The sequence below is a fragment of the Bradyrhizobium sp. 23 genome (assembly GCF_023073295.1).
Classification (GTDB): domain Bacteria; phylum Pseudomonadota; class Alphaproteobacteria; order Rhizobiales; family Xanthobacteraceae; genus Bradyrhizobium; species Bradyrhizobium canariense_D.
In genome coordinates this window covers 218156-230191 of sequence record NZ_JADPJF010000151.1, presented here as the reverse complement: position 1 = coordinate 230191, position 12036 = coordinate 218156, and the positions used below count along the sequence as shown (strand labels likewise).

At 64.3% G+C, this 12036-nt stretch carries 11 protein-coding genes; 4 read left to right on the top strand and 7 right to left on the bottom strand.

The window, feature by feature from the left end; genetic code table 11:
* Nucleotides 1-552 (bottom strand): polyprenyl synthetase family protein (locus IVB32_RS38145; RefSeq protein ID WP_247413070.1); only part of this gene is annotated, 552 nt, incomplete at its 3' end.
* 160 nt (nucleotides 553-712) lie between these two features.
* On the opposite strand from IVB32_RS38145, the gene mtgA reads away from it, so the two are divergent.
* The 3 genes from mtgA to IVB32_RS38130 all read left to right on the top strand — a co-directional run bounded on the left by mtgA (nucleotide 713) and on the right by IVB32_RS38130 (nucleotide 2523).
* On the top strand, nucleotides 713-1387 hold the full coding sequence (gene mtgA / locus IVB32_RS38140; protein ID WP_247370517.1) for a monofunctional biosynthetic peptidoglycan transglycosylase: 675 nt from the start codon (nucleotides 713-715) through the stop codon (nucleotides 1385-1387).
* Between the two features lie 168 nt (nucleotides 1388-1555).
* The gene (rpmF, locus tag IVB32_RS38135; RefSeq protein ID WP_007598106.1) at nucleotides 1556-1738 is read left to right on the top strand and encodes a 50S ribosomal protein L32; all 183 of its coding nucleotides are present in this window, start codon (nucleotides 1556-1558) and stop codon (nucleotides 1736-1738) included.
* A gap of 143 nt (nucleotides 1739-1881) precedes the next feature.
* The gene (locus tag IVB32_RS38130) at nucleotides 1882-2523 is read left to right on the top strand and encodes a hypothetical protein (protein WP_026233053.1); all 642 of its coding nucleotides are present in this window, start codon (nucleotides 1882-1884) and stop codon (nucleotides 2521-2523) included.
* Between the two features lies 1 nt (nucleotide 2524).
* Here the strand turns inward: IVB32_RS38130 and IVB32_RS38125 are convergent, their stop codons facing one another.
* The gene (locus IVB32_RS38125; protein WP_026233054.1) at nucleotides 2525-2785 is read right to left on the bottom strand and encodes a hypothetical protein; all 261 of its coding nucleotides are present in this window, start codon (nucleotides 2783-2785) and stop codon (nucleotides 2525-2527) included.
* 220 nt (nucleotides 2786-3005) lie between these two features.
* Here IVB32_RS38125 and IVB32_RS38120 point away from each other — a divergent pair, with 220 nt between their 5' ends.
* A complete protein-coding gene (locus IVB32_RS38120; protein WP_026233055.1) occupies nucleotides 3006-4700 on the top strand; it encodes a bifunctional diguanylate cyclase/phosphodiesterase in 1695 nt (564 codons plus the stop codon).
* Between the two features lie 16 nt (nucleotides 4701-4716).
* Here the strand turns inward: IVB32_RS38120 and IVB32_RS38115 are convergent, their stop codons facing one another.
* The 5 genes from IVB32_RS38115 to IVB32_RS38095 all read right to left on the bottom strand — a co-directional run bounded on the left by IVB32_RS38115 (nucleotide 4717) and on the right by IVB32_RS38095 (nucleotide 12009).
* Nucleotides 4717-6225 (bottom strand): tripartite tricarboxylate transporter permease, encoded by a 1509-nt coding sequence (locus IVB32_RS38115; protein ID WP_018455927.1) that lies wholly within the window; start codon nucleotides 6223-6225, stop codon nucleotides 4717-4719.
* A gap of 4 nt (nucleotides 6226-6229) precedes the next feature.
* Nucleotides 6230-6715, bottom strand: a complete 486-nt coding sequence (locus tag IVB32_RS38110) for a tripartite tricarboxylate transporter TctB family protein (protein ID WP_085349786.1) — start codon at nucleotides 6713-6715, stop codon at nucleotides 6230-6232.
* Nucleotides 6716-6869: 154 nt separating this feature from the next.
* On the bottom strand, nucleotides 6870-7847 hold the full coding sequence (locus tag IVB32_RS38105) for a tripartite tricarboxylate transporter substrate binding protein (RefSeq protein WP_018455928.1): 978 nt from the start codon (nucleotides 7845-7847) through the stop codon (nucleotides 6870-6872).
* A 192-nt stretch (nucleotides 7848-8039) separates the two neighbouring features.
* Complete coding sequence (locus IVB32_RS38100; RefSeq protein ID WP_018455929.1) at nucleotides 8040-10907, bottom strand: PAS-domain containing protein; 2868 nt, start codon at nucleotides 10905-10907, stop codon at nucleotides 8040-8042.
* A 226-nt stretch (nucleotides 10908-11133) separates the two neighbouring features.
* Nucleotides 11134-12009, bottom strand: a complete 876-nt coding sequence (locus IVB32_RS38095; protein ID WP_026233056.1) for a hypothetical protein — start codon at nucleotides 12007-12009, stop codon at nucleotides 11134-11136.
* Nucleotides 12010-12036: the final 27 nt, after the last annotated feature.

Here is a 12036-nt window from a genome sequence, read left to right as displayed (position 1 = left end):
GATCGGCTCGTTGCCGCCAAAGCGGCCTTCGCCGGCGAGGTCGAGGATCTGGCCGCCGACCATGCCGCCGATGCCGGCGCAGCGCGCGAGTGCGCGGGTCAGCAAAAGCCTCACATTGGCGTCGCGATGAATCTCGTCGCGGGTGATGATGTCGAAGGCGAGTGTCAGGAGGCCGTCGCCGGCGAGGATCGCGGTCGCGTCGTCGGTCTTCTTGTGCAGGGTCGGGCGGCCGCGGCGCAGGTCCGAATTGTCCATCGCCGGCAGATCGTCATGGATCAGCGAATAGCAGTGGATGCATTCGAGCGCCGCACCGACGAGCAGCGCGGCTTCGCGGGACACGCCGAACACGGCCGCGCTCTCGACCACCAGGAAGGGCCGGAGGCGCTTGCCGCCGTTGAGGCTCGAATAGCGCATTGCGTCCATCAGTCGCTTGGGCCGGGCGATCTCATCGGGCAGGATGTCGTCCGACAGCAGGCGCCCGAGCAGGGCCTCGGTGTCATCAGCGGTCTTGTCCAGACGTTTGGCGAAATCGGACGGGGACGTGCCGGTCATCAAGAAGGGCTCCAGAACTAAAATTCGGCGGGACAATCCTTTATGCGCCCGCCTCAGTCAATCGTTTGGAAGGCCTAAAAAGTGCTGGAAAAGGCCCGAATTATCACAGACTTAATGCCGGGCCCGTGGCCGCGTTTCGTTCTGCGCCGGAAAGGTTGATTTGCGCGTCGTCAAAACCCTTCTCCTGGTGCTCGCGGTCGCGGCTCTCGCGCCCTATGTCGTCGCGCCGTTCTACCGTGCCGGCCATCCCGTTTCGACGCTGATGATCTGGCGCTCGCTGCGGGGTGCGCCGATGCAGCGGGAATGGATCGATCTGGCGGCGATGTCGCCCTCGCTGCCACGCTCGGTGGTGGCGGCCGAGGACGCCCATTTTTGCAAGCATCACGGCATCGACTGGGGTGCGCTGCGTGAGGCGATCGACGATGCGAAGGAGGACGGCACCCCGTTCCGGGGCGCTTCCACCATCACCCAGCAGGTGGCGAAAAACCTGTTCCTCTGGCAGGGGCGGGACTTCGTCCGGAAGGCGCTGGAATTCCCGTTGGCGCTGTGGATCGATCTCGTCCTGCCCAAGGCACGGATCCTGGAGATTTACCTCAACATCGCCGAGCTCGGCCCGCAGAGCCAGTTTGGGGCCGAGGCCGCCAGCGCCTATGCCTTCGGCAAGTCGGCGGCGAACCTCTTCCCCCGGGAGGCCGCGCTTCTAGCCTCTATCCTGCCGAATCCGGTCAAACGCAGCGCCAGGACGCCGGGACCGGGTGTCCGGCGGCTGGCCGGGACCTATGTGGCGCGAGCGCAGGCGAGTTCACTTTCGACCTGCTGGCGGGAGAATCGCTGATTTCCGGTCCTTTTCGGGCGCATTTTCCGGCCCAGAGCCCTAGATTTAAGGCAGGCCTTCCTCTATAAGCCCGGCCTTGACCGGCATTCAGCTCGCCTCGGTTTGCGGGTGCTGAGCCGTCCCCTCGCGGACGATGCCCCAAAACACCAATCCCTAGAGGATATTGAAATGGCCGTTCCGAGAAGAAAAACCTCGCCGTCCCGTCGTGGCATGCGCCGCTCGGCAGACGCCATCAAGAAGCCGACCTATGTGGAAGACAAGGATTCCGGCGAACTGCGTCGTCCGCACCATCTCGACCTCAAGACCGGCATGTACAAGGGCCGTCAGGTCCTGAAGAAGAAAGAGTCCTGAGTTCGGGACCTTTCTGTGGGCAGGACGATCGGGCCTGCCTGATTTCGGCCCACCCATGAGATATGACAGTGACGGCGGCGGAGCGAATGCATCGCCGCCGCATTGTCCTGTCTGGATATCTTGATCGAGAAGGCATTTCGCCGATGGTCGGTTTCCCGCTGCTCCTGATCCCGCTCGCGGTCTACAACATCATCGCATTCCTGATGCCGAGCGTGTCCTTTGCGGACGTGCTGTTCAAAGTGCCGATGATCACGGGCGAGGCCTGGCCGGTCACGCTCGCCGACGTGATGCTCGCGCTAGGTATCGTGCTGCTGCTGCTCGAAGTGGTCAAGGGCGCGCGGCCCGGCTCGAAATTCCTGATGGATCATCTGCTGTCGCTGATCGTGTTCGGCGCGGCTGCGGCCGAATTCGTGATGTGGCCGAAATTCGGCAACTCCACCTATTTCCTTCTGGTGCTGCTCGCGATGGCCGATTTCCTCGGCGGCATCGCCCAGCGCACCCGCCGCCGCGTCGCTTATGTCGCCGAAACGACGGTGCCGGCGCCCCGCAAGACCAAGCGCCAGGCCGAGACGCCGGCGGATGAGTTCGAGCCCAAGTTCGAGCCAGTGTCCGCTCCGCGACCAGCTCCGGCGGAGCCGCCCGCGCCCACGGCACAATCGGTCGCCGAATCCGTGCTGATGGATCACCCGGCGCCGAAGCCTGTGAGTGCGCCCTCGCCGGAAATTCCCTCGCCTCATTTGCAGCCGGGCAACGGCACCCAGCCGTCTCCCGACGCGCCGCGCTGATTCAAGCCACCTGCCGCGTGCGCGCGCTAACGCTCGGAAGCGGGCGCTTGCTGCCATAGGCGACCTGCGCATCCTCGGAAGAAGCGCGGCGGAGCCGGCTCGCCTGGGGCAGATGCTCGGCATTGGCGATGAGCTGGGCGACGAAGCTGGGATCGGGGCGTGGCAGCGGGGCCTTGTGGACCCACTGCAAAACTGGCATCAGCGGCACCAGGGCCGAGCCTGTGCCGTTGTCCGCCACGTCCAGTTGACCAGTACTCAACATCGCAATCACCGTTGACCGGCCTAGATTGTCGCGTTTCGAGACGCTGGCGCCGGTGCGTGTCATGTACTCGCAAGGCCTATGCCGGGTGAGCCGCTTCGGTTCCTGCGAGCGAGGAAACGTGGTTTCCAAATTGTTTATCAACTTTGCCTAGGGTCAATGGCGAATCTGGCTTTATCCTGTGCCGGCTCAGGACTCCCCGCTGTCCCGAAACGAGGCGATTTTGACCCCCGCATTGCCGCAAGCCTCCGACATCCTGGCTGCCCTCGGCCAGGCCGTGTTCGCCTGGGACATCGCCAGCGATGCCATCGTCTGGGGTGAGCAGGTCAGCGCCATCTTTCCCGGAATTCCCGCCGAACGGCTGGCCACCGGCGCCGAATTCGCCAGGCTGATCGAGCCCGCGCAATCAATGCGGACCGCCGCGCTGGCGCAGACCTCAGCCGTGCATGGCGCCGACGGCACGCCCTACCGGGTCGAGTACGGCGTGCGCATGAGCGCCGCCGATCCCATGGTCTGGATCGAGGAGACCGGCCGCTGGTTCGCCGGCCCCGACGGTCGCCCGGTGCGTGCGATCGGCTCCGTCCGCATCAACAATGAACGCCATGCCCGCGACGAGGAACTGACGAAGCTGGCCCGGCTCGATCCGCTGACCGGCGAGCTCAATCGCTCGCATCTGATCGCCGCGCTGGCCGAGGCCATCGAGGAGACGACCCGTTTCCGCTCGACCGCGGCCTTCATGCTGGTCGGCATCGATCATCTCGCGCGTGTCAACGAGGCCTTCGGCTTCGACGTTGCCGACGCCGTGATCCTCGACGTCGCCACGCGCATTCGCGCGCGCTTGCGCGGCGGCGACGTGCTCGGCCGCTTCTCCGGCAACAAGTTCGGCCTGATCCTGAAGAACTGCACCGTCGATGACATGAACGTGGCTGCCGAACGTTTCCTCGCCGGCATTCGCGACGAGGTGGTGCCGACCAAATCCGGACCGGTGTCGGTCACCGCCTCGATCGGCGCGGTCAGCGTGCCGCGCTATGCCCGCAACGCCGATGAAGCCGTCAATCGCGCCCACGAGACCCTGGACACCGCGAAACAACGCCGCGTCGGCTCGTTCGCAGCCTGGCGCCCGGATGCCGCGCGCGACGCCCAGCGCCGCGTCAACATCCGCGTCACCGACGAGATCGTCACCGCACTGAATGAGCGCCGCATCAAGCTTGCCTATGAGCCGGTAGTTGCCGCCCTTTCGCGCGACTGCGCCTTTCACGAATGCCTGGTGCGGATGGACCAGGGCGACGGCCAGGTGCTGCTCGCGCCCGACATCGTGCCGGTTGCGGAACGCCTCGGCCTGATCCGCCTGGTCGATCACCGGGTGCTCGAGCTCGTGGTCGCCGAGCTCGCGGCCGCGCCGGACATCTGCCTCAGCCTCAACATCTCGCCCGACACCACCATGGATCCGGATTGGTGGGCGGGAATCGAATCGCTGATGCGTGCCCATCCCGGCGTTGCCGAGCGGCTGATCGTCGAGATCACCGAAACCGTCGCGATCCAGGACATCGACGATGTGCGCGGCTTCGTCACCCGGCTGAAGAATTTCGGCAGCCGCATCGCCATCGACGATTTCGGCGCCGGCTACACCTCGTTCCGCAATCTGCGCAAGCTGGGCGTGGACATCGTGAAGATCGACGGTGCCTTCGTGCAGAACATCACCCGTTCCGCCGACGACCGCGCCTTCGTGCAGACCCTGATCGACCTCGCCCGCCGCCTCGACATCAAGACGGTGGCCGAATGGGTGCAGGACGAAGAAGCTGCGAACATGCTGCGCGACTGGGGCTGCGACTACATCCAGGGCCGCCTGATCGGGCTCGCCTCAGCCGACCGCCCCTGGGGCGCGCCGCCGGATAACGTGCTGCCCGCGGCAGGCTGAGACACCTGCCAATCCCTCACGCGCCCTCATCCAGCGCCACGAGCTCGCGCTTCTTACGCAGCGCGGGTAATAGCGGCGCCATCAGCAGCACCAGCGCGAGCGCAAGACACGCTGCCGAGATCGGCCGCTGCACGAAGGTCCAGAGGTCGCCCTGCGACAGGATCAGCGACTTGCGCAGATTGTTCTCCATCATCGGTCCCAGCACGAACGCCAGCACCAGCGGCGCGGGCTCGAAGCCGAGCTTGCGCATGAAATAGCCGATGATCCCGAACGCGATCATCACGTAGACGTCGAACACATTGTTGCTCGAGCAGTAAACGCCCAGGATCGTGAACAGGATAATCAGGGGGAACAGGATGTTGTAGGGCAACTTGAGCAGCTGCACCCACATGCCGATCAGCGGCAGATTGAGGATCAGCAGCATGACGTTGCCGATATACATGCTGGCGACGATGCCCCAGAACAGGCCGGGGTTTTGCGTGATCAGTAGCGGCCCCGGTTGCAGGCCGTGGATGACGAAGGCGCCGAGCAGCAGTGCCATCACCACATTCGGCGGGATGCCCAAGGTCATCAGCGGAATGAACGCGCCGCCGGCCGCCGCGTTGTTGGCGGATTCGGGACCCGCTACGCCCTCGATTGCGCCATGGCCGAAGCGCTCCGGCGTCTTCGACAGCCGCTTCTCCAGCGCATAGGACGCGAACGAGGCCACCACCGCGCCGCCGCCCGGGAGAATGCCGAGCAGCAAGCCAAGTAACGTGCCGCGCGCCACCGGGCCGGCGCTCGCCTGCCAATCGGCCTTGTTGGGCAGCAGCTGCGTGATTTTGGCGTTGATGATGTCGCGTTTGATCACCTGCTCGGTATTGAGCAGCACCTCGGCGACGCCGAACAGGCCCATCACGACGGGGACCAGTCCTATGCCGTCGATCAGCTCCATGCGGCCGAATGTCAGCCGCGGCTGCGCGGTGATGCTGTCGAGCCCGATCAGTCCGAGCACGACGCCGATACATGCCATCAGAAGCGCTTTCGGCATCGATCCCTGCGTGAGGAAGGTGAGCACGACGAGGCCGAGCACCATCAGGCTGAAATATTCGGCAGGGCCGAACGCGATGGCGATGTTGGCGAGCCGAGGCGCCACCAGCATCAGTGCAACGAGTGAAAATGTGCCGGCGATGAACGAGCCGAAGGCTGAGATGCCCAGCGCGGGGCCGGCACGACCCTGCTTCGCCATCTGGTGGCCGTCAATACAGGTCACGACGGAAGCCGCCTCGCCGGGAATGTTGACCAGGATTGAGGTCGTCGAGCCGCCATACATCGAGCCGTAATAGATTCCCGCCATCATGATGATGCCGGATTCCGGCGTTCCTGACAGTGTCACCGGAAGCAACAGAGACATCGCCGAGATCGGCCCGATGCCCGGCAGCACGCCGACCAGCGTGCCGATGAAGACGCCGATGAAGCAGTAGAGCAGGTTGATCGGCAGGAGAGCGACGCCAAACCCATGCGCGACGTTGAGAAGCGTATCCATGCGATCAGCCGATCCCGAATAGGCCGGAGGGTAACTGGATCAGCAGCAGTCGCTTGAGCATCCACCACATGCCGAGCGGTGCCAGAGCGGCGATCGGCATCGCCAATGTCCACCGCAAGGGATCGATCAAGCGCAACAAAAGCAGCATGAGCGGGATCGATGACAGCAGGAATCCCAGCGGCTCAAGGGCAAAGGAAAACGCGGTAAGGCAGACGATGACGAGTAACGGCTTGCTCCAGCTCACGTTCTGCCAGCGCGAAGCCAGCGTTGGTCCGCCCTCGGTGATGGCCGAGATGATAATGCTGGCCGCGAACACGCACATCAGGATGCCCGTGTAGAAAAGCACGTAGCCGGAGCCAGGGTCGTTGATGGTGCCGAGCTTGAGCTTTAAGCCTTGCCAGATCACGAAGCCGCCGAGTGCGAGCCCGATCAACCCACCCCAGAGTTCGGAGTTGTTGAGGCGGAGTTTGACGGTGGTTTGGTCGTTCATCAATACCTCTCGGCCGTGCCGGGACGCTATGCGGCGCGAAGCGGTGCGCTGCAGATCCGGGATCGATAGATGCGTGGCAAAGGTAGATCCCGGCTCTGTGGTGCAGCGCTGGAGAAGCGCTGCACCACGCCCGGAACACGAAAGTGGCTCAATACTACTTCTTCGCAAGCCCGAGCGTATCGATCACCTTGCGCTCCGATTCCGTAACCTCGACGACGAACTTCTTGTAGTCCTCGGTATTCTTGTAGCTCGGCACCATGTCGTATTTGGCGAGCGTGGCAATCACTGCGGGATCCTCGACTGCCTTCTTGAAGGCGTCGTGCAGCTTGGCGACGATCTTGGGATCCATGCCCTTGGGGCCGGCGATGCCGAACGGGGAATCATAGACCATGGGATAGCCGAGTTCCTTCAGCGTCGGCACGTCAGGATAGTTCGGTGATCGCGCGCCGGTCCACACCATGAGAAGCTTCAGCTTTCCGGCGTCGACCAAGGGTCGCCAACCTGTGGAGTCGGCCTGCAGCATGGTGTGCTGGCCGAGTACCGCGGCGTTGGTCTCTGCCCCGCCCTTGAACGGCACCTGCGTGAGCTTGATGCCGGACATCGCGGCGATCTGCTCCATGCCGATATGAAGCGAGGTGCCGGTGCCGGGCGTCGCGTAGGTCACCTTGCCCGGATTTGCCTTCGCGAACTCGACCACGTCTTTCCAGGACTTGAATTGCGACTCCGCGCTGGTGGTTACGCCAAAGGTGTAGCCGGTGAGATGTATGATGTAGGTAAAATCCTTTGCCGGATCCCACGAGACCTCCTGCATCAGGGGCAGGCGGAAGACGGTGATCGGAAGCTGTGAGATGGTGTAGCCGTCCGGCTTCGCAGCCGCGGCCATGGTGGCTGGTCCAACCGTGCCGCCGCCACCGGCTTTGTTGTCGATCACGATGGGCTGCCCCAGGACCTTGGACGCGCTGTCGGCGATCGCGCGCATCGAGATGTCGGTCGATCCGCCGGCCGGCCATGGAACGATCAGCGTTACCGGTTTGATGGGATAATCCTGTGCACCCGCGGCGGTTGCGAGCAGCGCGCTCACGACGGCATGCATGGCGGCAATGGCAAAGGTCTTCAGCCCGTATCGAGACATCGAAACTCCTCCCTCGCGGTGGCCTCGTTCGGGCCGCCGTTTCTCATTGTTATGACGGGATTGTCCCCGAAATCATGGGAGAAGAAAAGCGCATTGCGCGGGCGCGATACGGTGATCTCGCCGAAAAGCGCACGTGCGACAATTGGTCGTTTGGAGGCGTACCGAGATACGGAATTGGCTTCGGCTGAGCCCTTACGCCACGCGGCGGACTGCGCTCAGCGTCTCGATCATGCGTCCGACTTCCGCGGCCGGGCAGGGCTTGCCGAAATAATATCCCTGAACGGCGGTGCAGCCGCATTCGCGAACGAAGTCGAGTTGTTCAATCGTCTCCACGCCTTCCGCCGTGGTCTCGACGCCGAGCACCGAGCCGAGGCTGGCGATGGTGCGGACGATCGCCACACTCTCCGGACTTTCGCCGAGCGTGCCGACAAAGGAGCGGTCGATCTTGATGCGGTCGAACGGAAACTTGCGCAAATAGCTCAGCGAAGAATAACCGACGCCGAAATCGTCGAGGCTGACGCGCACTCCCAACGCGCGGAGCTGGTGCAGGATCTCGATCGTGGCCTCGCTGTCGTCGAGCAGAGCCGTCTCGGTGACCTCGAGCTCGAGCCGATGCGGCGGCAAGCCGGCCTCCGCAAGCGCGCTCGTCACCATCGTCACCAGCCCGCGCGAGCGGAATTGCACCGGGGACAGGTTCACCGCGACCGTGAGATCGGGCCAGGTCGCGGCGGTCGCGCAGGCTGTGCGCAGCACCCACTCTCCGATCGGAACGATCAGCCCGTTCTCTTCCGCAATCGGAATGAATTCGGCCGGCGGGACGAGGCCGCGCGAGGGATGTTTCCAGCGCAGCAGCGCCTCGAAGCCGGTAAGTTCGGTGGTGTCGAGCCGCACCTGCGGTTGGAACGCCAGGTGGAATTCACGGGCCTCCAGCGCGCCGCGCAGATCGTGCTCGAGCGCGTGCCGGCTGCGCGCCTCTTCCTCCATTTTGGGCTCGAACAGCTGATAGGCGCCGCGCCCCTTGGCCTTGGCCTGGTACAGCGCGAGGTCGGCGCATTTCATCAGCTCGTCGGCATCGAGCCCGTGATCGGGAGCGATTGCGATGCCGACGGAGACGCCGACATGGATCGACTGGTTCTCCAGCGGCGGCGGGTGACCGATGATCTCCACCAGGCGGCGTGCGAGCCTTTCCGCCGATTGCGGCTGCGGTCCGCGCTGGAGAACCGCGAACTCGTCGCCACCGAGCCGCGCGACGGTGTCGTGCTCGCCGACATTCTCCTGCAGCCGCGCCGCGACCCAGCGCAACAGCCGGTCGCCGGCCGCGTGTCCGAGGCGGTCGTTGACGGTCTTGAAATTATCGAGGTCGAAGCACAGCACGGCCATCGCGCCACCTGCGATTGCGACCTGGTTCAGCCCCTCGCCCATCTTCTCGCGGAACAGCGTGCGGTTGGGCAGGTCGGTGAGCGAATCGTGCCGCGCCATATGCGCAACGCGGGCCTGGGCCTTGTGGCGCTCGGTAACGTCCTCATAGGTGACGACCCAGCCGCCATGCTCCATTCGCTTGTGATTGAGCTTGATGATGCGGCCGTCGCCCAAATAGCGGTGCAGTGTGTGCTCGCCCTCGCGCAGCCTCTCGACATAGTCGGCATAGAGCCGCGCGGCGGTGGTGTTTGGATGGATGCCGAGCTCGCAGCTGTGCTCCATGATCTCGCGCATCGACACACCCGGCTTCACCAATTCGGGCGACAGTCCGTACATCTCGATGTAGCGCCGATTGCAGACGATGACGCGCAAGCTCGAATCGAGCATGCACAGGCCCTGGCTCATGTTGTTCAGGGCCGCGTCGAACCGCCGATACTGCTCGCTCAACTGCTCGACTGCGTGCTCGCGCTCGGTGATGTCCTCGTAGGTGGCCACAAAACCACCCTCGGCCAGGGCGCAATAGCGCACCGAGATCGTGGTGCCGTTCGACATCCGTCGGCGTATCGGCGAGGAGTTGCGGTCGGCGATCCTTGCGCTGGCGGCCTCCAGGAGGTGTCGCGGGCTATACTCGGAAGAGAACGCGCCGTTTGCCATCGAGCGTTCGATCAGTTCGCCGAGATGCGTGCCCGGCTTGGCTTCCTCCGGCGAGAGCCGATAGATCTTCCGGTAGGTGGTGTTGCAGACGCGCAGGCGCATCTCGCTGTCGTAGAAGGCGAGTCCGTGCGCCATGTTCTCCAACGCCGCATCGAGCATGAAGTTCTGGTGCCTCAGCATCTCCTCGTATTGCAGCCGCTCGGTGACGTCTTCGTGCACCGTCACCCAGCCGCCGTCGGGCAGAAAACGGGAAACCACCTGCACCATCCTTCCGTCATAGCGCATCACCAGCAGGGTTTTCTCCTTCCTGGTGCGCACGTCCTCCAGCCTGGTGTCGTGGAATTCCTCGCCCGGCATGCCCGGCAGGTTGCCGCGCGACATCCAATGCTCGATGACCGTACAATGCGAGACGCCCGGCTTCACGATTTCCGGGTCGAGGTTATAGAGATTCAGGAAACGTTCGTTGCAGACGACGACGCGGCTGTCGGCATCGTACATGATCAAGCCGTGCGCCATGTTGGCGAGCGCGTGCTGGCTGCGCTCGGTCTGCACGCGCAGCTCCGCCTCGAGCCGGGCGAGGCGGCTGACGTCGTCGCAGATCGTCATCCAGCCGCCGCCGGGAAGCGGCTTCAGCTCGAGCGCCATGACGAGGCCGCTCGCGAGTGTCTGTTGAGTCCGGAACGGCTGGCCGGCTGCGATCCGCGCCAGGCGCGCGGCATAGAGTGCGTCGACTTCCCCCGCGGGGATGTTGCCGAGGGCCACACTGTGGGCGAGCACGTCGCGGTAGCTCGTGCCGACCCGCACGATTTCGGCCGACATGTTGAACAGGCTGAGATAGCGCTGATTGACCAGCACGATCCGGTTGCCGGCATCGTAGACGCAGACACCCTGTTCCATGTGGTCGAGTGCAAGCTGGCTCAGCCCGACCAGGGCCTTCGGGCCCTGCTCGCGGCGTGCATCAAGCTCGTTGTCGCGGATCGACGTCATGGGGCGGCGGGGTCTCGGCGGGCAATAGACTTAACGCAGGGCAATTCAGCCGCCGAGGCTAGCGAACAGGCGGGAAAATTCCCTTAAGCGCCGTAGTTTACGGAGGGTGACCGTGATGCAGAGATGCTGCCAATGTGGAGGGGGGTGCAAGGTAGCGTCGCGCCGGTCGGCCTGCGCAATTGCGCCTTAGGCCCGGATGGACATCGAATGTCTGGTCCAAACGGGCCTACGGCCCGTACAGCACGAGTTCCGTATCCGTGAGATCGGCGAGCTGCGGCCGGTGCGGGCCCTTGAAATATTTGCGGCCGCGACGCTCGGTGTAGATGCCGACGAGGCCGGGAACGGAGCCGTTGGAATCGACGGCGACCGCGATCTTGCCGAGCCGCAGCAGCAGCCGGCCGATGCGGCCCGCGCATTCGGTGTACTCGGCCGCGTTGCGGCAGTAGATCAGCTTCATCGCGGGCGGCGCAATGATGCCACGGCGGATGCGCACCGGTTGCAGGATGAAGGGGAACGCTCCCTTCGGCGTGCGGCAGACGAGGCTGAGGCAATTGTAGCGCGCATGCCGCGTCAAGAGCTCGGTCTCGGCATCGGAAAGCCCGTCGATCGTTTTGGCGTGCTGCGAGATGACCTCGATCTTGCTCCAGCGTGGGACGCGCGCCAGCGCAGGCACGGAGAAGAATATACCCCTGCAATAGGCGCGAAAGCCCTGCGTCTCGATAATCGGCCAGGTCCACGGCGCCGGGCTGATGTTGAGATAGGTGACGTCCTTGTGCCGCTGCGCGATCTTGGTCAGGAGCGGGGCGTAGTTGCGGTAGGCCGGATCGACGTACCAGCTCGACAAATTGCACTGGATGGCGGTCTCATCGCCGTCCCTCCGCGCCGTGTAGATCAGCAGCAGCACGCCGACCGGCGTGCCGTCATTGTCGAGCATGTAGCCGAAGCGCGGGTAGCCATCCGGTACCGGTCGGAAGGCTTGCCGGCGCAGGCCTTGGATCCAATAGCCGCGCGAGCGCCCGACGAATCCGCGCGTCAGCAAGTCCGCGACCGCATCGACGTCGGACTCGGTGATCTCGCGGCATCGGACCTTGGTGTGGATCACGCTCGTCTTTCCCGTGGAAATGACCGG

What these genes read in the sequence shown, in the direction of transcription:
- IVB32_RS38130 (WP_026233053.1), top strand. Translation starts at nt 1,882, where the DNA reads ATGGTCGGTTTCCCGCTGCTCCTGATCCCGCTCGCGGTCTACAACATC.
- IVB32_RS38110 (WP_085349786.1), bottom strand. Translation starts at nt 6,715, where the DNA reads ATGAACGACCAAACCACCGTCAAACTCCGCCTCAACAACTCCGAACTC.
- IVB32_RS38115 (WP_018455927.1), bottom strand. Translation starts at nt 6,225, where the DNA reads ATGGATACGCTTCTCAACGTCGCGCATGGGTTTGGCGTCGCTCTCCTG.
- rpmF (WP_007598106.1), top strand. Translation starts at nt 1,556, where the DNA reads ATGGCCGTTCCGAGAAGAAAAACCTCGCCGTCCCGTCGTGGCATGCGC.
- IVB32_RS38125 (WP_026233054.1), bottom strand. Translation starts at nt 2,785, where the DNA reads ATGTTGAGTACTGGTCAACTGGACGTGGCGGACAACGGCACAGGCTCG.
- IVB32_RS38100 (WP_018455929.1), bottom strand. Translation starts at nt 10,907, where the DNA reads ATGACGTCGATCCGCGACAACGAGCTTGATGCACGCCGCGAGCAGGGC.
- IVB32_RS38105 (WP_018455928.1), bottom strand. Translation starts at nt 7,847, where the DNA reads ATGTCTCGATACGGGCTGAAGACCTTTGCCATTGCCGCCATGCATGCC.